Source organism: Paraburkholderia terricola (assembly GCF_900142195.1).
GTDB classification, from domain to species: Bacteria; Pseudomonadota; Gammaproteobacteria; order Burkholderiales; family Burkholderiaceae; genus Paraburkholderia; species Paraburkholderia terricola.
On record NZ_FRAB01000017.1, the window covers coordinates 1 to 20,752 of the forward strand.

Below are 20,752 nucleotides of genomic sequence, written 5' to 3' on the forward strand. Positions count from 1 at the left end.
GCCTCCTTCACGCGCATCGGCCGCGCCTGCCAGCCTTTCCTGCTCGACTTTTTCGCCTTTGCAAGCGCACGCGCGGTTTCCGTCCGCGCGTTTGCGGCCGCCCTGATAGCGCCCTCGCAGTCGGCGGCAGTGGGATAGGAGATCTGGGTGCGGACGACGTCGCGGCCGTCCATGATCATGTAAAGGGTGTGAACGCTGTCTGCTATGGGCTTTCGCGCGACGACATATTTCCCCACGAGGATGAGTGTCGTCGGACGCGCAGCCATAGGGTCGTACTTGACGATGGTTCGAAGGCGGATCGTATCTCTACGTACCGTCTCCGGTTGCAACGTGGACGTTAGTCTCTGCATTTGGCGTTAGTCCGGATCGCCGGAGGCAAGACGTTTGCCTTCTGGCGTGGGTTGGTCAGCGTGGTGCTGTTTTTCCGCAACTCGGCGCAGTTCCTGAGACACAGGCGCAAGGCGGGATTTATGAGGGCGTTGATGGCCGGACCGGCGACGCGGCGGAGTCGAAACTCACGGGCGATGTCGATGTCGGTGGCGGAAATCCGCTCGGCCATCGCGGCGCGGTTCAGGCAGTCGCCCTTGCCGGCGCGGTGGCCGTGGGCGCGTCGGCGGGCGCGGGCTGGAACAGCGCAATGCCCACGGCAATCGCCGCAGCAATGAAGATCGCCCGCCAGACCCTGGACTTTTCAAAGTCACTTTGGCGTACCACGGTGTAGCCGTCCGCAGGCTCGGTCGGCAGGCCCTGTTCGCGTCGAAGCCACGACTGGCGGGCTTCTCCGTTCATTTCGATGCTTTTCATAGCGGAATCTCCGGGTCGGGCGCGTCCGGGATTGGTGCGCCTTCCGTCGAAGGATATCCGCATACGGAATTGCATGTCAATCCGTATGCGGATTATTTTGGCTATGCCAACTCGGGTCGATCTACTTTTGGTCCGTGGGCGGATACAGGTGCGTGCGCTTGTCAGGCTGTGCGAGCCATGCTGCAGTGATCTGGGCGGCGATCGACAATGCTGCGTCTATCCACGCGATGCTGTTGACGAACGCAAGCGTAGAGAAGGCGAGTGCAGTGAGCGCCGCGATGGAGGCTGCGCCTCGTATCTTGTTGCGAAGTGGGCGCCGTTTGGCATGCAGACGGAGTCGGGCCGAGAGCTGATCGAGTCCATCGGCAAGCAGGTCCGACTGTTCGGGCTCGGCACCAATGATTGACATTTCGATCGCGCCATCTGGGCCGATCAGGACGAGCGCTCCCGTGGTCGGGCAGTCGTGTCCGAGCATGCGCGAAGCGATCTCGCTGCGAAATAGCGATTGCCGGGCTTGCAGATGAGTGTCTTGGACGTACGATGGCTCGTGCGAAGGGGCAGCGTCAGTTTTAACCAGGCGAAGCCTAGCTGCTGCGCGTTTTCTTGCGTGTTCCTCGAATTTCAGTTTTTCTTTCATGGCTGGTCAACGTATGGTCTGATGTTTCACGTTGTGCCAGCTCTTGGGCGATAGCCCGCGAGGACTGCGTGGGTTCCATTCTCTCCGAGAAAGTGATTGGAACGCCGGCCTTCTCCGCTTCGTATGATGCGATCACGAAGTCTATGAATGCCCTGATTTTTTCCTTTTCTGCCACGGGAAGCGCTCGATACTTTTCCTGAGCCAACGGCGGCAATTCGTCCGCCTGACCTTCGGTGAGAAGCGCCGCCACAGACACGCCGATCGCATTAGCCAGTTTCTGGACTGTCTCGATTTCGGGCTCCGTGTCCTCGTTCAGGATCCGGTGGACCGAGCTTTGTGACATGTGTGCCCGCGCGGCAAGCTTGGCTTGGGTCGCTACCTCCGGCACCAAGCCCATAAGCCGCTTCACGTTTTTCGCGAGTACTCGCTTCAATGGCGTTTTCATGCCGTAATGATTCCACGCACGGAATTCCCTATGCGGAATCATTTCGACTATACTTGCTTCCGCATGCGGATATATTTCACGAATCGGTAGCATTTAAAAGCGCGAGTCATGACTGCACATCAGGAACCAATGCTTTCGACCGTCCTGCGTCGTCTGGATCAGGCAAAAGGCGCGTGGCCGGAGATTGCCAGGGCAAGCGGGGTGCCCTATCAGACCCTGACCAAGATCGCCTGCCGGATCGTGTCCGATCCGCGCGTCTCCACGGTTCAAACCCTGTTCGATTACTTCGCGACCAGCGCGGAGCAACCGGCGGCGGCCGATTGCACTCACGCGACGCACTGACGGTTTCCGGAGCATGGCATTTATCGCTGGTCGGGTCATGTTCGCATCGTACGGATGCCGGGTCGCGGTAAACAGAATGAAAAACACCCAATCCAAAGAACCGGGGCTGCAATGACGTGCCGATACAGTGGTACCGAATGGCTCGACGTCCTCTATACGTCGGTCCGTAATACGCCGGGTGGCGTGGCAGACGCGGCGAACTTCCTGACCCTGCGCCGTGGCAAGGGCATCGCCACCGAATCGTTGCGGCTGCGTCTGCGCGGCGAGGGCGAAAACCGCCTGTCGATGGAGATGTTCGAGCTGCTCATCGAATGGATGCAGGAAAAGAAGGAAAGCGCGCCATTCGCGCTCGACCCGTTACACGCGCTCAATGAGCGCTTCGGCCTGATTGCCGAGCGCAGTGTCGATGCGGCCGAACACGCCACCGACGATCACCACGATGTCGAATCGCTCACGCGCGCGACGCTGCATCTGCAGGCGCATGTCGGTGAGGTCGCATCGGAGGTCGTGCGCGCGGTCGCCGACCGTCGCATCGACGTCAACGAGGCGGAACAGCTGACGGTGGTCAGCCGCAAGGGCCAGCGCCTCTTCGAGCGCCTGATCCGGACGGCCGGGCGTCTGGCCAAACTGGGCCGCAGGTAAGTGGCGCCGCGTTTCCCGATCGAGCGTTGCTGCTGCAACCCCGAGCGCGCCCGCATCCAACTCGCGTGCGACGACGACCGGCGCCTTTCCTGCGCGACGCGGCAGCTCGGCGTCGTGGCGCGTACTGAACCCCAGCAGGCCGCCGCATTCCTGCAACCGCTCTTTTCCCCCTTTGCCGCCGACATGCTGCTTCAGGCCTGCCGGTCGCTCGGACTCGTCGACGTCTGGATTTCGTGCGCGGCCCGCTACTGCGCGGCGCGGCCGACCCGCGACGAGCGCCGCAACTTCTTCGGCTACATCCGCTGGCACGTCGACGATGGGGAATACGCCGTCCTGACAGAACGTCACGCCGCCGAATGGCATCGACTGCGCGCGGGCCGCGCCACGGAGACAAAGTGACTTTGCACAGTGCCAGTTCATTGCTGCGCCGTCGCCATTCAACACCGCGACGGGCCTCGTCGGGGCGACAGACCTATGTCGCCGGACGTGCCGCCTGGCGCTCCTTCTCTCATCAACGCGAACTCGAAAGGAGAATTCTCGAATGTCTTCGCTAGACCAGATCATTTCGCAGCTCCAGTCGGCAGGGCATCCCGCGCTGCCCGACGGGCATCCCGTCGACGACGGCAAGCCGCATCGATACGGTCCGGGCAAGAAGTACTGGTACTCGCTGCACAGGATCGAGCGCGGCGGTCTGATCCTCGGCTATACCGGCGCATTCGGCCGGTGGTCCGGTAACGACAACGGCGCACAGGCGTTCCAGTGGCAGGGTGAAGCCCTGACACCGGAAGACATCGATGCGGCCCGCCAGCGCCAGGAAACGGCGGAACGCATCGAAGCCGAAAAACGCGCGCATGCCGCGAAGATGGCAGCGAACCGTGCGCGCAGCCAGTGGCACAAGGCACGCGACGAGGGCGCGTCGGCCTATCTTGAGCGCAAGCAGATCACGCCAGAGGCCGTGCGCTTCGACGACGAGGGCACGCTGCTCGTGCCAATGTTCCAGTATGCGGACGGTATCCGCCTCGTCGGCCTGCAGAAAATCACGCCGGAAGGCGCGAAGCGCTTCAACAAGGGTATGGAAAAGAAGGGAGCCTCGTTCATTCTCGGCGATATTGCGGCGGACGACAGGGTCGCGATGATCGCCGAAGGCTACGCGACCGGGCGCTCGATCCGCATGGCAACGGACGATGCGGTGCCGCTGTCGGTCTGTTTCGACGCGGCCGGCATCCTGCCCGCTGCGCGATACCTGCGCGACACCTGTCCGGACCTGCATCTGCTGATCTGCGCGGACGACGACTGGAAGATCGAACAGCGCCTGCGCGAGCACCTCGCCGACGAGTTCGGCTATGACGGCGAACTCGTGATCGGTGCCGACGCCATACGTATCGAGACGAAACAGACGTGGTACAGGGTGCGCGCGCAGTTCAGGCGCGACAATCACGGCGTGGGATTTATCGAGCTGAGCTATGGCAATGATGTGATGCCTGAGCGCAAAAGGCGCTTCGAGAACACGGGTCTGAAGTACGCGTACGAAGCGGCAGCCGAGGTCGGCAATGCGAGCGTCGTGTTCCCGCGGTTTGCCGATCGCGGCGAGCGGAAGCTGACCGACTTCAACGATCTGCATTGCGAGGAAGGGCTCGACGTGGTCAGGCAGCAGATCCAGTCGGCCCTGCTCGGCGCCCTCGCGCCTGCCGCCGACGATATCCTGCCGTATCCCCACCTGCAGGCCGAAGAATCGACGGATGATCCGCTGTACACGCAGGCTGTTGCTGTCGTACGCAAGGCATCGCGCGCGTCCGTTTCGCTTGTGCAGCGTGAGTTGCGTATCGGTCATAACCGCGCGGCGCGGCTGCTGGAGCGTATGGAAGCGGCAGGGGTTGTGTCGCCGATGGCGGCGAACGGCACACGCTCGGTGACTGGTGCGGAAGGTGCTCCGCACCCAACGTCCGCTGGCGCAGCACCGGAGGAATGGGACGGTCGGGAGGCGGAGAACGGCGCGCATACGTGGGAGATGAAGCTCGCGCGCTCGGACAAAGGCACCTTGCTCCCCACGCTCGGCAACGTGCACCTGATCCTCGCCAATCACAAATCGTGGCAGGGTGTGATCGCCCAGGATGACTTCGCGGGCCGCGTCGTCAAGCGCAGGGTGCCACCCTTCCAGCAGGGTGAACTCGGCGAATGGTCGGACATGGACGATATCCGGTGCGTACTGTGGCTGTCCCAGTCGTACGGGATCGCGGTGCGACAGGACATCGTCATGAGCGCCGTGCTGCTCGTCGCCGACCAGCATCACTATCACGACGTGCGCGAATACCTCGAAGGCCTGATGTGGGACGGCACGCCGCGCGTGCGTTCGTGGCCGACGAAGTACCTGCATGTCGCCGACAGCGAATACGTGCAGCTTGCCGGCATGAAGTGGATGATCGCCGCCGTCGCGCGTGTCATGCAGCCCGGCTGCAAGGCCGATAACGTGCTGATTCTCGAAGGCAAGCAGGGATGGGGCAAGTCGACCGCGCTCGAGGTGCTGGCCGGCAAGCCGTGGTACACGAACTCCCCGATCCGCATCGGCGAGAAAGACACGTACGCGGTGATGGCGGGCAAGTGGATCATCGAGCTGGCCGAGCTCGACTCGCTGAACAAGAGCGATTCGTCGGCGGCAAAGAGCTTCTTTGCGACCGAGACAGACCGCTTCCGGAACTTCTACGGCAAGCGGGCGACCGACGTGCACCGGCAGGGTGTCTTCGCGGGCTCGGTGAACTTCGATACGTACCTGAAAGACGAATCCGGCAACCGGCGTTACTGGCCGATCCGCGTCGGTGGCCCGGTCGATATCGAGGCGCTGCGGCGTGATCGCGACCAGCTGTGGGCAGAAGCCGTGCATCTGTATCGCCGGCGCGTCATCTGGCACGTGACCGAAGAAGAGCGGCCCCTGTTCGAGATCGAGCAGACCGAACGCTATGAGGGCGACGTGTACGAGGACAAGATCGCGCGCGCGATCGAGTATTCATCGCGCACGACGATGGAGGAGATCCTCGCCGACGTCCTGAAGCTCGATACGTCCAAGTGGACGCTTCCTGAGCAGCGGCGCGTGGGCAAGGCGCTCAAGTCACTCGGCTGGGTGCGCAAGCGGGAGTCGACGGGCAAGCGCGGCTGGTACTACGTCCCCGAAGAAGAGGCACCCGTCGCCGCTGATGCGGTCGCAGCGGTTGCGGCGGTCGCGGTGGCAGCCGGTGATGACGATGACAGCCCGCTCTGACCGTATGGCGACGCGCGAATTCATGGTGACGTCGAATACCGCGCAGCGCGCCATGTTCGTTGCTTTGGCGCGCTGCTGCGCCAGCGTCGGCGCGCGGCCCGCTGTGCCTGGAGCCGGCCCGTGTCCCAACGTCCCAGGGGTCGCCCTCACGTGGGTGCGCAGGCGTGCGACATGCGCGACGTGTGCAGCACGCATGTCGCGCGCTGCGCCCGCACGCCTGACCTTTTTCCCTTGGGACATCAGGACATTGGGACAGAGAGGAGTTGATCGATGAGCGAACTGAAGGAAAGAGCCGGAATTGCGATGAATGTGCGCGTGCAGCTTGCCGATGTCGCGCCGGACCGACAAGTAACTTTGGGTGCGCTCGCGATGGTCGACGAGCTCGGCAACATGCTGTGGCACATGAAGTACGGTCAGGATTTGCGGCGCCGTGCCTTGCACCGCGCGTCGCTGCTGCTTGCGTCGAGAATCGCGGACGGCAGTCGCTATAGACGCGGGAAATCCGCGGGTGCAAAGTTCCGCGATGCAAAGTTCCGTGACCCGAAGCGTGACGGTGAAGCTGCATCGGATGGTCCGTCGTTGCTTGTGCGCTTCGCCGAGCGTGCAATCGTCGAATGGATTGCCGATCAGTGTTCGGTGTGCGGCGGTCGGGGCATGCGCGGCGGTGGCGGCAGAATCGTGCAGCGCGTTGATTGCAGATCGTGCCGGCCGGTACGCGATGCCATCGATGCTCGCCTGCGGTTCTCGCGCTGGCCGATCAATGATCGCGAGCCCTGTCCCACGTGTTACGGAAAGGGCTTCTACGAAGAGCGTCCATTCGCGGAAGTGCCGCACTTGTGCACGCATTGCAACGGCAGCGGGAAGGAACCGGTCAATGCCGCGAAACGTGCGCAGGCACTGGGCGTGCCGCTCGATCAGTATCATCGTCGGTGGGCCGCGCGCTTCGAATGGCTCGGCGCAGTGCTCACGCAGATTGATTCGATCACCGAAGCGCAGTTCAGGCGAGGACTGCGTGGTGCCTGACGCTTGCATTTCAGAAAACACACGACTAGACTCGCGTTCGTTTGGTGGACAAATGAATTCGCTGGCACCGCGCGTGAGTCGTGCAACCTCCTCGGGACAAAAGAAGAATTAACGGAGCCTGTTGAGTACGGTGGAGTCGTTCGCCCTGAATTTTTGTGAAGCCCTGAGTGCGTGAGCCTCGGGGCTTTTTGCATTGGAGCGGTGTAGTGCTCGCGCCGTCGCGGCCGGGCCGGCAGGTTCTGCGCGGTGCCAGCCATTGCGCCGCGACGTCGTCCGGGCGGTCCGGCCTCGTTTTGCCTCGTTCTGCATTTGCCTGCCGGGGACCCTATAGCCGCTCAGGACACGGGGGCTCGCACCCGCGTTTTTTCTCTACTGGTGATTCCCCAGGGGGGGTCATATTCATGCCAACCCAACAGCAGATCGCCGATCACCTGGACCTCGACCAGTCGGCAGTTTCACGCCTCGTCGACAGGCTCGGCATCGACTACCGGCAGGCGTCGGTCGACGACGTGCGCATCGCGTACATTCGCCACCTTCGTGAAATGGCGGCTGGTCGTGGCAGTAACAACGGGATCGATCTCGTCGCTGAGCGCGCGATGACGGAGCGGGTCGATCGCGAAATCAAGTTATTGACCCTCGCGGAAAAGAAAGGGCAACTCGTCAACGCGGAGCAGCTGGAACGGGCTTACGGCCAGATGGTCGGCGCGTTCCGCTCGGACCTGCTGTCGCTGCCGGACAGGATCGCGCACGAGTTGCGCACGCTTTATGGGATCGACGTCGACGTCGAACTGCTGAATGAACACATCAATGGATGTCTCGAGCAGATGGCTCGATACGACGCAGACAGTGCGCGCAGTGATCCGGCGTCTGGCGAAGCTGCTGAAGCCCGCCGAGAAGATCGGGACGACGCAGTGGGCCACGCGTTACCGCCGTCTGAGTGCGAAGGCGACGGCGCGGCCCGGTAAATACAATCCGGACATCACGCCGTGGGTGCACGGCATGCATGCAGCGCTGGACGACCCGCGCGTGCAGAAGGTCGTATGCATGAAGTCGGCGCAGGTGGCCTGGACCGATGGCGTGCTGCTGAACTACATCGGGCGGCGCATCGACATCGATCCGTGCCCGATGATCATCATGTTCGCCAGGGAGAAGTCGGCGAAGGACTTCAACGATGAGAAATTCAAGCCGATGGTCGAGGTCACGCCGCGGTTGCGGGACAAGCTGCCGGCGCATGCGGGTCGCGCCCGCGACGAGCGATGGGACAACAAGGTTTTTGCGAGCGGCTTTCTGAAATTCATTACGTCGAACTCGGCGTCGAGCGTGAAGTCGACGCCCGCGCCGGTGGTGGCAGTCGAAGAGCCCGACGAAACCAACGAGAACGTTCGCGAGCAGGGCGATTCGATCACGCTGCTCGAGGAGCGCACCAAGAGCTATTCGAACAGCCGTCGCAAGGTCATCTTTGGCGGCACACCGACGATCGAGGGCTTCTCGCGGATCGCGCAGGCTTATGAGTCGTCGGACCAGCGCCGGTATCTGGTGCCGTGTCCGGATTGCGGCGAAGAGCACGAACTGGCCTGGGATAACGTCACCTGGTTGGAGAATGCCGAAAAACCGCATGAGGTGTTCGGGCTGGCCACGCCCGAGTCCGCGCGCTACGCGTGTCCGTTCTGCGGCAGTCTGTGGGACGACACCGCGCGCTTTCGGGCCGTACGGCGCGGGCGGTGGGTGGCGACCGCCGCGTTTCACGGCGTCGCCGGCTTCCGGCTCAATGAACTCGTGTCGCCTTTCCCTGGCTCGCGTCTCGCGGAACTCGTGAAGAAGCGGCTCGTCGCGGAAAAAGCGCTGCGCGCGGGCGACGACACGAAGATGCGCTCGTTCGTCAACAACACCGAGGGCCGCCCGTACCGATACGAGAGCGATATCCCCGAGATCGATCTGCTCGCCGAGCGTGCGCTCGACTACGGCGTCTTCACCGTGCCGGCCGGCGCACTGGTGCTCACCGCCGGCATTGACGTGCAGCATGACCGGATCGCGATCGTGCTGCGCGCCTGGGGCCGCGGCGAAGAAAGCTGGCTGGTGCTGTGGGATGAAATCTACGGCAACGTGCTCGAGCAGGGCACCGATCCGATGGTCGGCGGCGTCTGGGGTGCACTGACCGATCTGATCACGCAGGGCTACCGGCATGCGAACGGCTGGGTGCTGCGTGTAAAGGCGGCATCGATCGACTCGTCGGATGGCTCGACCTCGGATGCGGTCTACCGCTATGTGCGCGTCGCGCAGAAGCGCGGCATCAACATCATGGCGATCAAGGGCGCAAAGCAGATCGATGCGGAAATATTCAGTGTACCGAAGGCGCCCGTCGATTCCGTGCGCAACAACAGCAAGGCCGCGAAGTACGGTCTGCGTCCGTATATGGTGGGTGTGAGCAAGGCCAAGGATCTGATTCTCGATAACCGGCTCAAACTCGAAGATGACGGCGCCGGCCGCATGCACTGGTACAGGGGCGTGCGTGCCGACTATCTGCAGCAGCTCACCGCGGAAGTGAAGGTGCCGGGGCGTACCGGCAGCAAACGCATCTGGCAGAAGAAGGCCGGGGCACGTAACGAGGCGCTCGATTGCGAGGTGTACGCGTTGCATGCGGCGCGCAGCATCAAGACGCACCTCATGACCGAGGCGCACTGGATGATCGAACAGCAGCGCCTGTCGCAGGTATCGCTCTTCGACACGGTGCCTGTTGCCACCGGCTTGCCGGAGGTGGTAGTCGATCCGCCGCCACCGACTCCAGTTGCCAGCAACACCAGCAACACACCTGAAACCCCGCCCCTGAGCGGGGTTTCGCGCATTCAGGGCCGTCGCACTGCACGGTCGAGCTATCTGAAGCGCCGGTAGCAGCACATCACAGGAGCACGGTATGGCCTATACAGCGGCGGATCTCGCCCGCATCCAGTCCGCGATAGCGAAGGGCGAACTCGAAGTCCAGTACGCGGACCGCAAGGTCCGTTACCGGTCGATTGCGGAACTGCGTGAAGCGCAGACCGAGATTGTGCGCGCTCTCGATCGTGCGAATCCGCGCTCGCGCGTGTTTCGTCTTCGGCACGGCGGCAAGGGGGTGCGATGAAGCCGTCCTATCCGTCACTCGCGAAGCGCGGTTTCGTCATGCCGACACGCCTGAAGGCTGCAGCGTACGAGGCCGCCAGCTCGGCCGGTGCGCGCGGGCGATCGTGGCAGACTTCGGGCGCCGGGCCGAACGCCGCAGCGGTGCAGAACCTGCCGCTCATCCGCAGCCGCGCGCGCGACGCGATCCGCAACGACCCGTGGGCGAAGACGGCGATCGCGCGGCTGGTGTCGAACACGATCGGCACGGGTATCCAGCCGCATCCGCAACACCCGGATCCCGCTGTCCGGCGACAGCAGAAGCAGCTGTGGGACGACTGGGTCGGCGAGTCCGACGCGGACGGCCTGCTCGACTTCTATGGACAGCAGACGCTCGCGGCGCGTGCGTTCTTTGGCGACGGCGAGGTGCTGGTGCGCCGTCGCATGCGTCATCCCGATGACGGGCTACCGGTCCCGCTGCAGCTTCAGGTGCTCGAAGGCGACCTGCTGCCGGTCGAGAAAAACGAACTGCGGCCGAACGGTGGCGAGATCATCAACGGCGTCGAGTACGACGCAGACGATCGTCGCGTCGCCTATCACCTGCTGCGTCGTCATCCCGGCGAATACAACCGGATGTCGACCGGTGGTCTGGTGACCGTGCCGGTTTCTGCGGACGACGTTGCACACGTATTCCAGCCGCTGCGTGCCGGGCAAGTCCGCGGCGTGCCCGAGTTGTCGACGGTGCTGCTGCGGTTGCACTCGCTCGATAACTTCGACGACGCCGTGCTGTTCCGGCAGGAGATCAGCAACCTGTTCGCGGGCTTCCTCGTCAAGCCGAATGCCGAGCCGGGGCTCACTGGCGATCCGGTGACGGGCGAGGGGCTGGTGTTTGATTCGGACGGGTTCTCGCCGGTCGTGTCACTGGAACCCGGAACCGTGCAGGAACTGGCGCCGGGCGAGGATATGCGCTTTGCGACGCCACCCGGCGCCGGAGCCGATTACGGCCCGTTCATGCGGCAGCAGCTGATGGCCGCCGCGGCATCGGTCGGCATGCCGTACGAGATCCTCACCGGTGACCTGCGTGAAGTGGGCGACCGCGTGCTACGGGTGCTGCTCAACGAATTCCGGCGTTCGATCGAGCAGCTGCAGTGGAACGTCTTCATTCACCAGTATTGCCGCCGCGCGTGGGCGTGGTGGGTTGACGCGTGCGCCCTGTCGGGCGCCATGCCGATGCCGGACTTCCATCGCACACGGCGTGAATACCTGCGTGTGCGCTGGGTGCCGCAGGGCTGGCCGTACATCCACCCGGTGCAGGACGTCAATGCGCAGAAGCTCGCGATCCGCTCGGGGCTGACGAGCCGCTCGGCGTCGATCCTCAAACAGGGCGAAGACCCGGAACAGGTCGATGGAGAAAACGCCGCCGATAACGCGCGGGCCGATGCGCTTGGCCTGCGTTACGACACTGATCCCCGCTCACGCGACATCGCGGGCGATGGGGTACCCGATACGCTTATTCAGAAGCAGGAACCGTAGATGAAAAACCGTAAGTGGTGGGACATCAGGGCGATGACGAACGCGCAGGGCGCGGCCGTCGCCGAGATCCGGATCTATGACGAGATCGGATTCTGGGGCACCGATGCAAAGACGTTTATCGCGCAGCTCGATGCCGCCGCGGCGAGCGCAACGGAGGTCATCGTCGCGGTGAATTCGCCGGGTGGCGACGTGTTCGACGCCTTCGCGATCTACAACGCGTTGCGAAGGTACGCCGGCAAGGTGACCGCACGCGTCGATGGGGTGGCGGCGTCCGCCGCCGGCCTGGTGGTGATGGCGGGCGACCAGGTCGTGATGCCTGAAAACGCGATGCTGATGATTCACAACCCGTGGACGATTGCGCTCGGTTCGGCGGCGGATCTGCGCAGCACGGCCGACATGATGGACAAGGCGCGCGACGGGATTCTCGCGGCGTACCGGCGCAAGAGCGGCCAGACGGATGAGGAGCTCACCGCGATGATGGATGCCGAGACGTGGCTCACGGCGCTCGAGGCGCAGTCGCTTGGCTTTTGCGATGTGATCGAGGAGCCGGTGCGACTCGCCGCGTCGAGCAATGCGGCCGGCCTGCTTGCCCGCTTCAGGCATCCGCCGGAGCCGGTGCAGGCGCTGGTCGAGGGCGATGGTGATGCGCCGCCCGTGGATCCACGCGCACATGAGCCGCCCGTCGAGGATCCCCCCGCGCCGACGCCTCCGGAACCCGCGCCCCCCGAGCCGGTGACGACGCAGGAAGAGCCCGGCGTGCTGGCCGCCCACGTGTTCAATGCCTGCCGCGCAGCGAACCTCTCCATGTGCGCGGAAAGCATCGTGACGCTCACCGCATTGAAGGATCGCACCACCATCGATGCGGCGATCCGGAACGCGGCCGACATTGCCGGCCTGTGTCTGGCGGCGAAGCTGCCGGAGCTCACGGCGCAGTTCGTGGGCGATGGCCTGAATCCCGATCAGGTACGCGCGCGCCTGTTCGATCGCGTCACGCAGTCCCAGCCGCGTGTGAACAACCGGCAGCAGCCGGTCCCGCATGAGGCCGGCCGATCTGTGCAGGGTGCGACGCCGGGGCCGAAGGCGTCGTCGATCTACGCCGCCCGCAGGGGCGTCGCAAAGTCACTTTGATAACGGCCTGTTCGTATCAGGCGCACACAGGAGCAACGGTATGACCACCATCAAAACGCAGGGCATGAACACCCGCGAGTTTCTTCTCTCGGAAGGCGCGGGCCGCATCTCGCGCGAGCAGATTGTCGTCGTGAAAGGCGACGCGCTGCCGGCCGGGCAACTGCTCGGCACGACCGGCACTGGCGAATATGCGCCGTACAACAACACTGCGGCGGACGGCTCGGAAATCGCCACGGCGATCCTGTATGCGCCGCTGCCCGCATCCGAGAGTCCACGTCCGGCCGTCGGCATCGTGCGTCTCGCCGAGGTTGCCGAAGCGCGCCTGACGGGCCTCGACGCAGCCGCGCGCAGCGATCTCGCCGCGCACTACGTGATCGTGCGCTAAACCCGCCGTCCTTTCGAAAATCCGGCCGTCGCCGAACTTCGACGGCTGCACCACATATCCACTTCAGGAGAATCTTATGGCGGATATCGCCCTTCTCAACGACGACGCGTTCTCGCTGTCGTCGCTCAGCGCTGCGATCAACGAGCAGCCGCAGGTGCCCAGCCGGCTCGCGACCCTCGGCCTCTTCGAGGAAGAAGGCATCACGACCACCGTGGTGCAGATCGAGCGCGACGGCGACACGCTGGCACTCGTGCCGACCGGGCAGCGTGGTGCTTCCGGCGCCGTCGTCGTCGGCAGCAAGCGCAACATGATTCCGTTCAACACGGTGCACCTGCCGCAGCGCGCGACGATCGGCGCCGACGAGATCCAGAACCTGCGCGCATTCGGCTCGGAAACCGAGCTCGAAGCAATCCAGACCGTAATCAACAAACGCCTCGCCAAGATGCGCCGCCAGCTCGACGCGACGCACGAATTCCACCGCATCGGCGCGGTCAAGGGGCTGATTCTCGACGCCGACGGCAAATCCGTCGTGGCGGACCTGCTCGATCGCTTCGGCATCCAGCAGACCGTGATCAGTTTCGAACTGGGCAAGACCGACACCGAGGTGCGCCTCAAGTGTGCGGATCTGCTCGACGCGATCGAGGATGCCCTGGGCAACACGCCCTTCACCGGCGTGCGTATGCTGTGCGGCCGAAACTTCTGGAAGCTTCTCATTGCCCATAAGGCGCTGAAGGAGACCTACCTCAATACGGCGATGGCGTCGGCGCTGCGAGGCGACCCGCGCGACACGTTCGAATTCGGCGGCTGCACCTTCGAGCGCTATCGCGGACGCGTCGGCGACATCGGCTATGTGGCCGACGATGAAGCGTGGGCCGTGCCCGAAGGCGTGCCGGATCTGTTCATCACCCGCTTCGCGCCGGCGGACTACATGGAAACGGTCAACACCAACGGCCTGCCGTACTACGCGAAACAGGAGCTGATGGATTTCGGCAAGGGCGTCGAGCTCGAGGCGCAGTCCAATCCGATCCACCTGTGCACGCGTCCGAAGGCCGTCATCAAGCTGACGGTCTGAGGAGACACGCATGGCGTTCCGTGATCTGGTCGCGGATCTCGACGACGCCGTGATCCGCGATCTGGCCGACGACGACATCACCGTCGACGGCGAGCCGCTGCGCGGCATGTTCGCCGCACCGTGGCTCGGTCCGGATCTCGGCCGGCAGCGCACGCAGCTCGAGCATCCGCAGGTGAGCGTGCGCGATGCGGACGCCGTCGCGATCCGCGAGGGCAGCATCGTGACCGTCGGCGGCGACGAATATGTCGTGTTCGAACTGCAACCCGACGGCACGGGGTGGACCGTGCTGCTGCTAAGACCCCGTTGATGAGATTCCGTTGAGGCTCTGCTGATGGATGCACTGAAGGTCGAGATCGACGTCAGGGAAGTGACCGCCGCGTTGCAGGGATTAGCACCGTCCGCCATGCAGGCTGCGTGGCGTCGCACGCTGCGAAAGACTGCGGCGTGGATCAAAAGCCAGACGGGCAAGGAAGTCTCCCGCGGCACGCAGATCCCGCAGAAAGTGATCCGCAGCCGGCTGTACTTCTTCATGCGTTCGGCCGATACCGGCAAGGTCTGGCTCGGGCTGAATCCGGTCGAAGCCCACCGGCTGGGTTCCGTGCGCGAAACGAAAAAGGGCATGCGCGCGGGGCGCTTCGCCTTCGACGGCGCATGGCGGCAGACGAAGGCGAAACCGGACGGGCCGATCTACCAGCGAACCGGCAAGGCCCGCACGCCGTTCGAGGTCGTGACGGTGAACTGGTCGAAGACCGGCGACCCGGCGTTCCGTCGCGCAGCGCAGATGTGCGAGGCGCGACTGATGACGATTCTCCGGCAGGAAGTGAACTACGAAATCCAGAAGGCGATAGGAGGTATCCGGCGTGCTCGATAACCTGAAAACGCTGCATGACGCGATGATTGACGGCCTGCGCGCGGCGCTCCCCGATATCTCGCCGATCGATGCGTATCCGCGCATTGGCCGGAAGATTCCGACGCCGAGCATTGCGCTCGAGATGTCGGAAATGGAACCGGGACACGATCCCGGCACCGGTCAGACGTCGTTGATCGGACGTTTTCAGGCGCGGGCGATCTGCGATCCGCTTGGGCTGCATGCGGATCTCGCGGTGCGCGAGCTGGCCGCGCGCATCGCGTGTGCGGTGCATGCGCAGACGTGGGGTGTGCCAGTGACACCGGCGAAGCTCGTGCAGATCGGCGACGATCCGTTCAAGCCGGAGCTTGACGCGTATCTCGTCTGGCTCGTCGAGTGGACGCACGAGTTTGATCTCGGCGATGTCGCTGCGCCGTTTCCGTCCGCCGGCTCCACGGTGCTGTGGGGCGTCGATCCTGACACGGGCACCGCGCCGGGCGGGGAGTACCTGAATCCGGCACAGGACCTGTCCGAAGGATAGCCACATGAGCGACTACGAGATTGGCGAAATCGATCGCCTGATCGCGAGCATTGTGCAGGCGGGCTATATCGACGATGTGCAGTACGACCCGCCGCGCTGCCGGGTCCGCAACGGCGAGTGGGTCAGTGCGCTGTTGCCGTGGAAGACGTTTGCGGCCGGACGGGTTCGCACCTGGTGTCCGCCGTCTGTCGGTGAGCAGGCTGTCGTGCTGGCGCCGTCCGGCACACTTGCCGGCGCGTTCGTACTGGCCGGGTTCTACAGCGACACGCACGGCGGGGCAAACGGCAATGCCGGGAGCCTGACGGCGACCGACTGGCCGGACGGTGCGCATGAACACTATGACCACGACGCGCACGAGTATGTCCTGTCGGTTCCCGCTGGCGGCCGGATCGTTTTCCGCATCGGTGACACGCAGATGGAACTGACGGCGGACGGCATTACGCAGGCCGCGCCGAAACTGCTCGTCGATGCGCCGGATTCGACGTTCACGGGTAACAGTACAACGCAGAAGCGGCTGACGTTCCAGGGCGGCATGACGGGCAGCAACGCGACAGGCGGTCCTGCATCCGAGATCGACGGCGACGCCAACTTCACCGGCACCGTGAAATCGAAGGGAATTTCGCTGCCGGATCACAAGCATACGAGTAACGGTGCGGGGGCGCTGACTGATCCGCCTGTCTGAGTACTGCAAAGCGACTTTGCTCCTGTTCTTTGAGGCTCATACACGTGCTGTTCAACCCATGACGGAAGGACTATTTCAAGGTCGCGCGTCGAAGGGCAAAGTCTGATCACGTGCCTGACCGGCTGCAGTCTCTTGTGGTTCGCCGCTGACGGCCGTTTGCGGATGCTGCCACGGCCTGGGCACGGCGGCTGTCCGACACACGTTGATGGCGGAGCCTTGAATCCCGTTTAACAGGAGAGAAAAAATGGGCCTGGAAGATACCGTTGTACGTTCAATCATCAGCCATACTCCGCAAGGAGTCACGCTGGCTCTCGACAACAATCAATGCCTGTATTACCAGGGCGACGGGGCCGCGGCAACCTATGTGAACAGGGTGCAGCAGCAGACCGCAAGGCTTTTTCTCAAGGCATCGGATCAGACTCAGGGTGCCGCGCGGGATATCACATCGCCTGTCGATTCGCATGGACGGCCCGCCGTCTATTACGTTTTTCCCGTCGCCTGGCTACCCGGACTTCTGCAGTGGCATTTCAACGCCAACAAGCATCTGGAAGCACCGCCGGCGCACCCCTGGACCGGCATCGACGGGGATCCCGCATAGACGGAGCCCACCTTCGGGCGGACCTGCCGCCGAACCCGATCCAGTTTTCCCAGCCTCGCTTTTGCGGGGCTTTTTTATTGGAGTCCCGACATGCCAAAAGATAACGACGTTCCGATGCCGGTTCCGGATCCTGCACTGGCCATTGCCGTGGATACCGTACCAGTCACTTTCCGCGACAGGGCGTTCAGGTCACGCACGCTGGTGCTGTCCGACGGCTGCACGCTGAGCGTCGAGAAAAGCACCGTGACGGCATCGGATCAGGAACAACTCGCGCTGCTCGAGCGCCATCCCGATTTCGAACGCGTCGCGGACGGAGCCTGACGATGGGCGCGGGTACGGCGCTGGTCGGCATGGACCGACAGACGGGCAAACCGATCACCGGTATCGCGCACCTGAAGCAGAGCATCGGCGACATTCTCTCGACGCGCAAGGGCACGCGGCGCGAGCGGCCCGAATACGGCTCCGACATTCCCCGCATGGTCGATCTGCCGGTAACGCGCGGCTGGATTTCGTCCGCGCAGGCGGAAGCGGCCCGCGCGATCGGGCGGTGGGAGCCGCGCATCAGGGTCTCCCGCGTCACGGTCGCATCGATCGTTGACGGCAAGGTGACGTTCCGCATTCAGGGCGTCTACGAAGGCGACGACGCAGTTTTCGAGGTGAGCACGTGACAACCATTGATCTGAGTGCGATCGATCCGCCGGATCTGGTCGACACGCTCGACTTCGAGGATATCTATCAGGAGAAGCTCGTGCATTTCAGAAGCATTTACCCCGACTGGAGCGCGGCGCTCGAGTCGGACCCCGTCGTGAAGCTGATCGAGCTTGCGGCCTACCGCGAGGTGCGGTTTCGTGCGCGAGTGAACGACGCCGCACGCGCGGTGATGCTGGCTTTCTCGACGGGTGCCGATCTTGAACATCTGGCGGCGCTGCTCGATATCGAACGCGCGACCATCGATCCTGGCGATGCGGATGCGAATCCGCCAGTCGAGCCGACCCTCGAAGGCGACGACCGGCTGAAGCTGCGCACGCAGATGTCGATCGAGCGCTCGACGGTCGCCGGTCCATCCGGCAGCTATGTCGCGCTGGCCATGAATGCCTCCGCGGATGTGCTTGACGTGAAGGTGGATCGTCCCGAGGCGGGCGTCGTCCGCCTGACGCTCCTGTCGGCGATAGGCGATGGCGTGCCCAACCGGGCATTGATTGACACCGTGACGGCAGCGGTCTCGCCCGAGGATGTCCGGCCGCTGAACGACGAGGTGCTGGTGACAGCCGGCGAGCGCGTCGATTTCGCTGTCGAGGCGGACGTCCATGTAGGAAGCGGTCCGGGCGGTGAGGCCGTTTTCGAAGCGCGACGCGCAGCACTCGGGAAGGCCATCGCCAGTGCCCGCAAGCTGGGTGCCGGCATGTCGCTCTCCGCGATCTACGGTGCGCTGCATCCACCTGACTCCGGCGTGATCGATGTCGAGCTGCGGTCGCCGGCGGCGCACGTTGTCTGTACGCCGCGCCAGTTCGCCAACTGCACGTCGATCGTGCTCAACATGAAGGTGGACGATGCGTGACGCACTTTTGCCGGCCAACCAGACCCCGCTGGAAACGGCGCTCGCGATCGTCATGGCGCCGCGTGTCGATCCGGAAATCCTGCGCACGCTGTGGGATGCGGACCGGTGTCCGGCCGGTTGGCTGCCGTGGCTCGCGTGGGCGCTTGCGGTCGATGGGTGGGAGCTGGCCGAATCCGAAGACGCGAAGCGGGCGCTGATCAAGGGCTCGCTCGCTCTGCACCGCAGGAAGGGCACGCCGTGGGCGGTGCGGGAGGTAATCCGCCGGCTCGGCTTCGGCGAGGTCGAGCTGGTCGAAGGGCGGCTCGCGCGACGTCGCGACGGTTCAATCATGCGCAATGGCGACCACGTGCACGGCCGCGCGAACGCGTGGGCCGAATACATCGTGAAGCTTCAGCAGCCCGTCACGCGCGATCAGGCGGACAGGCTGAAGGCCGTGCTCGGGCGCTACGCACCCGCGCGCAGCCTGCTCGCGGTACTCGACTACACGGCGGTGCCGATCCGCCATAACGGCGTCGCCATGCGCAATGGACAATACAACAGAGGGAGTGTCGCCTGATGGCAGACCTTGTGGAAATCGCCCAGTGGGAAGAGGGCGTTTATCAGCTGGAAACGTCGGACCCCGTGATGGGTGGCCCGGACGGAGTCGACAACCGGCAGGCAAAGCAGCTTGCGAACCGTACGCGCTATCTGAGGGCGCAGCAGGAAGCGCACGCAGGCGGAGAAAACCCGCACCCGCAATACGCGACGCTCGTCGCCATGCAGGCCGCAATCGCTGCGCTCGTGAATGCGTCGCCGGCGACGCTTGATACGCTGAAGGAACTGGCCGATGCGCTCGGCGACGATCCGAACTTCGCAACGACGGTGACGAACGCGCTGGCGCTGAAGGCCGCGCTCGATTCGCCGCTTTTCACGGGCACGCCCAGGGCACCGACGCCGGCGCAGTTCGACAACAGCACGAAGCTTGCGACCACGGCGTTTCTCAGTCAGTCCGGGCTTCAGTACTCGCCACTTCACTCGGGTCAGGCCACCGTCGCATCGACGACGATGGACAACAGTTACATCGGTTCGCGAGTGGTTTTTAACAACACGGCCAATCAGGCCGCGACGCTTCCGCCGATCGCCGGATTGCCTAACGGGGCAAGCGTCCATTGCAGCAAGGTCAGTACATCGTCGAGCGGGATCGTCACGATTTCCGCGGCGGGCGCGGACCAGATCGACAGTGGGACAGGGCTGGTCACGAGCGTGGCGCTTAACCCTGGCGAAGACTGCGTATTTACGGTGCTGTCCGGCGCCTGGGTCATCAGCGGCTCGTTCCTGTTCCGCCGCAATGCGTTTTCGCAGTCGCTTGCCAATAACGGCTATGCGAAGCTACCCAGCGGACTGATCATCCAGTGGGGCACCAGCACGATTGCAACGCAATCCATGCAGACAGTCACGCTGCCGGTTGCTTACCCCAACGCGTTCATTCTGGCTGCGGGCAACACAGGAACCGTGATCACCCCGAATGCCGCGTCCATCTCACTGGGTTTCCAGGGGAACGGCAGCAAGACCAGTTTCAACGTGATCGCGGGCACGGCGTCTTCCGGTTCAACGGGTATTTCGTGGATCAGTATCGGGTACTGAGGGACATCATGGGACAGAAATTTGCAGCATACGACGCACAGGGCGCGATCACCGGCTTTTACGACAGCGTCGACAGTCCGGTGCCGGACGCCGTCACGGCGGTCGGGATCACGGCGGGGCTGTGGCAGGAGCTGATCAACGGACAGGGTCAGGGCAGGCGCATCGCGCTCGACACTGACGGCATGCCGGCGCTATTTGATCCGCTGCCACCGACGCGTGCGCAGCAGGCCGACATGATGCGCGCGAGGCGCGATGGTGCGCTAGCCGCGACCGACTGGCTCGTCTCACGGCATCAGGATGAAAAACTGATCGGCGACGGCACGACCCTTACGGCCGGGCAGTTCACGGCACTGCTCAGGTATCGCCAGGCGCTGCGTGACCTCGCCGGTGCGACCGGCTGGCCGAACGTTGAACTGCCTGATGCGCCCGGTGCACCCGATTTCGTGACGTAAGCGCCGTTCCGGCGTGTTGCCGGAGACCCGCGTTCCATCACCCGAAGCCGCCTGTCCAGGCGGCTTTTTCTTTGGCTGGTTCTTTGGCCGATCC

28 protein-coding genes are annotated in these 20,752 nt (G+C 63.9%); 23 read left to right on the forward strand and 5 right to left on the reverse strand.

Features of this window, described 5'->3' with window-relative positions:
- The 5 genes from BUE39_RS35505 to BUE39_RS16505 all read right to left on the reverse strand — a co-directional run.
- Positions 1 to 350: beta-hexosaminidase (locus tag BUE39_RS35505; RefSeq protein ID WP_084561429.1), on the reverse strand; the 350-nt coding region annotated here is incomplete at its 3' end.
- Positions 338 to 559, reverse strand: a complete 222-nt coding sequence (locus tag BUE39_RS16490; protein ID WP_073429743.1) for a hypothetical protein — start codon at positions 557 to 559, stop codon at positions 338 to 340. The genes BUE39_RS16490 and BUE39_RS35505, both read right to left, overlap by 13 nt.
- Before the next feature lie 11 nt (positions 560 to 570).
- On the reverse strand, positions 571 to 804 hold the full coding sequence (locus BUE39_RS16495; RefSeq protein ID WP_073429745.1) for a hypothetical protein: 234 nt from the start codon (positions 802 to 804) through the stop codon (positions 571 to 573).
- A gap of 121 nt (positions 805 to 925) precedes the next feature.
- A complete protein-coding gene (locus BUE39_RS16500) occupies positions 926 to 1,441 on the reverse strand; it encodes a hypothetical protein (RefSeq protein WP_143169509.1) in 516 nt (171 codons plus the stop codon).
- A complete protein-coding gene (locus BUE39_RS16505) occupies positions 1,389 to 1,886 on the reverse strand; it encodes a helix-turn-helix domain-containing protein (RefSeq protein ID WP_073429749.1) in 498 nt (165 codons plus the stop codon). Before BUE39_RS16505 ends, BUE39_RS16500 begins: the two co-directional genes overlap by 53 nt.
- Positions 1,887 to 2,015: 129 nt before the next feature.
- Here BUE39_RS16505 and BUE39_RS16510 point away from each other — a divergent pair, with 129 nt between their 5' ends.
- The 23 genes from BUE39_RS16510 (at position 2,016) to BUE39_RS16620 (ending at position 20,658) form a co-directional block, all read left to right on the forward strand.
- Positions 2,016 to 2,228 (forward strand): hypothetical protein, encoded by a 213-nt coding sequence (locus BUE39_RS16510; RefSeq protein WP_235004888.1) that lies wholly within the window; start codon positions 2,016 to 2,018, stop codon positions 2,226 to 2,228.
- Positions 2,229 to 2,339: 111 nt separating this feature from the next.
- Complete coding sequence (locus tag BUE39_RS16515; protein WP_073429752.1) at positions 2,340 to 2,870, forward strand: phage regulatory CII family protein; 531 nt, start codon at positions 2,340 to 2,342, stop codon at positions 2,868 to 2,870.
- Positions 2,871 to 3,269: a hypothetical protein gene (locus BUE39_RS16520; RefSeq protein WP_073429753.1), complete on the forward strand. Its 399-nt coding sequence runs from the start codon at positions 2,871 to 2,873 to the stop codon at positions 3,267 to 3,269.
- Positions 3,270 to 3,411: 142 nt separating this feature from the next.
- Positions 3,412 to 6,123, forward strand: coding sequence for a VapE domain-containing protein (locus BUE39_RS16525; protein WP_073429755.1), 2,712 nt, complete (start codon positions 3,412 to 3,414; stop codon positions 6,121 to 6,123).
- Between the two features lie 270 nt (positions 6,124 to 6,393).
- Positions 6,394 to 7,146, forward strand: coding sequence for a hypothetical protein (locus BUE39_RS16530; RefSeq protein WP_073429756.1), 753 nt, complete (start codon positions 6,394 to 6,396; stop codon positions 7,144 to 7,146).
- Between the two features lie 401 nt (positions 7,147 to 7,547).
- A complete protein-coding gene (locus tag BUE39_RS16535) occupies positions 7,548 to 8,111 on the forward strand; it encodes a helix-turn-helix domain-containing protein (protein WP_073429758.1) in 564 nt (187 codons plus the stop codon).
- Entirely contained in the window at positions 7,993 to 10,035 is a 2,043-nt protein-coding gene (locus tag BUE39_RS16540; RefSeq protein ID WP_318268229.1) for a phage terminase large subunit family protein, read from the forward strand. Before BUE39_RS16535 ends, BUE39_RS16540 begins: the two co-directional genes overlap by 119 nt.
- A gap of 22 nt (positions 10,036 to 10,057) precedes the next feature.
- Entirely contained in the window at positions 10,058 to 10,264 is a 207-nt protein-coding gene (locus tag BUE39_RS16545; RefSeq protein ID WP_073429762.1) for a phage head-tail joining protein, read from the forward strand.
- Positions 10,261 to 11,772 (forward strand): phage portal protein, encoded by a 1,512-nt coding sequence (locus BUE39_RS16550; protein ID WP_073429764.1) that lies wholly within the window; start codon positions 10,261 to 10,263, stop codon positions 11,770 to 11,772. Before BUE39_RS16545 ends, BUE39_RS16550 begins: the two co-directional genes overlap by 4 nt.
- The gene (locus BUE39_RS16555) at positions 11,773 to 12,900 is read left to right on the forward strand and encodes a head maturation protease, ClpP-related (protein WP_073429765.1); all 1,128 of its coding nucleotides are present in this window, start codon (positions 11,773 to 11,775) and stop codon (positions 12,898 to 12,900) included.
- A 40-nt stretch (positions 12,901 to 12,940) separates the two neighbouring features.
- On the forward strand, positions 12,941 to 13,285 hold the full coding sequence (locus BUE39_RS16560; protein WP_073429766.1) for a head decoration protein: 345 nt from the start codon (positions 12,941 to 12,943) through the stop codon (positions 13,283 to 13,285).
- 76 nt (positions 13,286 to 13,361) lie between these two features.
- On the forward strand, positions 13,362 to 14,357 hold the full coding sequence (locus BUE39_RS16565) for a major capsid protein (protein ID WP_073429767.1): 996 nt from the start codon (positions 13,362 to 13,364) through the stop codon (positions 14,355 to 14,357).
- Positions 14,358 to 14,367: 10 nt separating this feature from the next.
- A complete protein-coding gene (locus tag BUE39_RS16570) occupies positions 14,368 to 14,664 on the forward strand; it encodes a head-tail joining protein (protein WP_073429769.1) in 297 nt (98 codons plus the stop codon).
- Positions 14,665 to 14,688: 24 nt separating this feature from the next.
- Entirely contained in the window at positions 14,689 to 15,228 is a 540-nt protein-coding gene (locus tag BUE39_RS16575) for a phage tail protein (protein WP_073429771.1), read from the forward strand.
- A complete protein-coding gene (locus BUE39_RS16580; protein ID WP_073429773.1) occupies positions 15,218 to 15,745 on the forward strand; it encodes a hypothetical protein in 528 nt (175 codons plus the stop codon). Before BUE39_RS16575 ends, BUE39_RS16580 begins: the two co-directional genes overlap by 11 nt.
- A 4-nt stretch (positions 15,746 to 15,749) precedes the next feature.
- On the forward strand, positions 15,750 to 16,427 hold the full coding sequence (locus BUE39_RS16585) for a phage baseplate assembly protein V (protein ID WP_073429775.1): 678 nt from the start codon (positions 15,750 to 15,752) through the stop codon (positions 16,425 to 16,427).
- Positions 16,428 to 16,671: 244 nt separating this feature from the next.
- Entirely contained in the window at positions 16,672 to 17,025 is a 354-nt protein-coding gene (locus BUE39_RS16590) for a hypothetical protein (RefSeq protein WP_073429777.1), read from the forward strand.
- Positions 17,026 to 17,115: 90 nt separating this feature from the next.
- Positions 17,116 to 17,346, forward strand: a complete 231-nt coding sequence (locus BUE39_RS16595) for a hypothetical protein (RefSeq protein WP_200799512.1) — start codon at positions 17,116 to 17,118, stop codon at positions 17,344 to 17,346.
- Between the two features lie 2 nt (positions 17,347 to 17,348).
- Positions 17,349 to 17,693 carry a GPW/gp25 family protein gene (locus BUE39_RS16600; protein ID WP_073429778.1) on the forward strand — a complete coding sequence of 115 codons (345 nt, stop codon included), beginning with the start codon at positions 17,349 to 17,351 and terminating at the stop codon, positions 17,691 to 17,693.
- Complete coding sequence (locus tag BUE39_RS16605; protein WP_073429779.1) at positions 17,690 to 18,583, forward strand: baseplate assembly protein; 894 nt, start codon at positions 17,690 to 17,692, stop codon at positions 18,581 to 18,583. The genes BUE39_RS16600 and BUE39_RS16605 overlap by 4 nt, the downstream gene beginning before the upstream one ends.
- The gene (locus BUE39_RS16610) at positions 18,576 to 19,139 is read left to right on the forward strand and encodes a phage tail protein I (RefSeq protein ID WP_073429781.1); all 564 of its coding nucleotides are present in this window, start codon (positions 18,576 to 18,578) and stop codon (positions 19,137 to 19,139) included. Before BUE39_RS16605 ends, BUE39_RS16610 begins: the two co-directional genes overlap by 8 nt.
- Entirely contained in the window at positions 19,139 to 20,206 is a 1,068-nt protein-coding gene (locus tag BUE39_RS16615; protein WP_090518777.1) for a gp53-like domain-containing protein, read from the forward strand. The genes BUE39_RS16610 and BUE39_RS16615 overlap by 1 nt, the downstream gene beginning before the upstream one ends.
- Positions 20,207 to 20,214: 8 nt before the next feature.
- Positions 20,215 to 20,658 carry a phage tail assembly chaperone gene (locus BUE39_RS16620; RefSeq protein WP_073429785.1) on the forward strand — a complete coding sequence of 148 codons (444 nt, stop codon included), beginning with the start codon at positions 20,215 to 20,217 and terminating at the stop codon, positions 20,656 to 20,658.
- Positions 20,659 to 20,752: the final 94 nt, after the last annotated feature.

Excerpts from the sequence above, each read along its gene's own strand:
- BUE39_RS16490 (WP_073429743.1), bottom strand. The coding sequence starts at position 559 with ATGGCCGAGCGGATTTCCGCCACCGACATCGACATCGCCCGTGAGTTT.
- BUE39_RS16495 (WP_073429745.1), bottom strand. The coding sequence starts at position 804 with ATGAAAAGCATCGAAATGAACGGAGAAGCCCGCCAGTCGTGGCTTCGA.
- BUE39_RS16500 (WP_143169509.1), bottom strand. The coding sequence starts at position 1,441 with ATGAAAGAAAAACTGAAATTCGAGGAACACGCAAGAAAACGCGCAGCA.
- BUE39_RS16505 (WP_073429749.1), bottom strand. The coding sequence starts at position 1,886 with ATGAAAACGCCATTGAAGCGAGTACTCGCGAAAAACGTGAAGCGGCTT.
- BUE39_RS16510 (WP_235004888.1), top strand. The coding sequence starts at position 2,016 with ATGCTTTCGACCGTCCTGCGTCGTCTGGATCAGGCAAAAGGCGCGTGG.
- BUE39_RS16515 (WP_073429752.1), top strand. The coding sequence starts at position 2,340 with ATGACGTGCCGATACAGTGGTACCGAATGGCTCGACGTCCTCTATACG.
- BUE39_RS16525 (WP_073429755.1), top strand. The coding sequence starts at position 3,412 with ATGTCTTCGCTAGACCAGATCATTTCGCAGCTCCAGTCGGCAGGGCAT.
- BUE39_RS16530 (WP_073429756.1), top strand. The coding sequence starts at position 6,394 with ATGAGCGAACTGAAGGAAAGAGCCGGAATTGCGATGAATGTGCGCGTG.
- BUE39_RS16535 (WP_073429758.1), top strand. The coding sequence starts at position 7,548 with ATGCCAACCCAACAGCAGATCGCCGATCACCTGGACCTCGACCAGTCG.
- BUE39_RS16545 (WP_073429762.1), top strand. The coding sequence starts at position 10,058 with ATGGCCTATACAGCGGCGGATCTCGCCCGCATCCAGTCCGCGATAGCG.
- BUE39_RS16550 (WP_073429764.1), top strand. The coding sequence starts at position 10,261 with ATGAAGCCGTCCTATCCGTCACTCGCGAAGCGCGGTTTCGTCATGCCG.
- BUE39_RS16555 (WP_073429765.1), top strand. The coding sequence starts at position 11,773 with ATGAAAAACCGTAAGTGGTGGGACATCAGGGCGATGACGAACGCGCAG.
- BUE39_RS16560 (WP_073429766.1), top strand. The coding sequence starts at position 12,941 with ATGACCACCATCAAAACGCAGGGCATGAACACCCGCGAGTTTCTTCTC.
- BUE39_RS16565 (WP_073429767.1), top strand. The coding sequence starts at position 13,362 with ATGGCGGATATCGCCCTTCTCAACGACGACGCGTTCTCGCTGTCGTCG.
- BUE39_RS16570 (WP_073429769.1), top strand. The coding sequence starts at position 14,368 with ATGGCGTTCCGTGATCTGGTCGCGGATCTCGACGACGCCGTGATCCGC.
- BUE39_RS16575 (WP_073429771.1), top strand. The coding sequence starts at position 14,689 with ATGGATGCACTGAAGGTCGAGATCGACGTCAGGGAAGTGACCGCCGCG.
- BUE39_RS16585 (WP_073429775.1), top strand. The coding sequence starts at position 15,750 with ATGAGCGACTACGAGATTGGCGAAATCGATCGCCTGATCGCGAGCATT.
- BUE39_RS16590 (WP_073429777.1), top strand. The coding sequence starts at position 16,672 with ATGGGCCTGGAAGATACCGTTGTACGTTCAATCATCAGCCATACTCCG.
- BUE39_RS16595 (WP_200799512.1), top strand. The coding sequence starts at position 17,116 with ATGCCAAAAGATAACGACGTTCCGATGCCGGTTCCGGATCCTGCACTG.
- BUE39_RS16600 (WP_073429778.1), top strand. The coding sequence starts at position 17,349 with ATGGGCGCGGGTACGGCGCTGGTCGGCATGGACCGACAGACGGGCAAA.
- BUE39_RS16610 (WP_073429781.1), top strand. The coding sequence starts at position 18,576 with ATGCGTGACGCACTTTTGCCGGCCAACCAGACCCCGCTGGAAACGGCG.
- BUE39_RS16615 (WP_090518777.1), top strand. The coding sequence starts at position 19,139 with ATGGCAGACCTTGTGGAAATCGCCCAGTGGGAAGAGGGCGTTTATCAG.
- BUE39_RS16620 (WP_073429785.1), top strand. The coding sequence starts at position 20,215 with ATGGGACAGAAATTTGCAGCATACGACGCACAGGGCGCGATCACCGGC.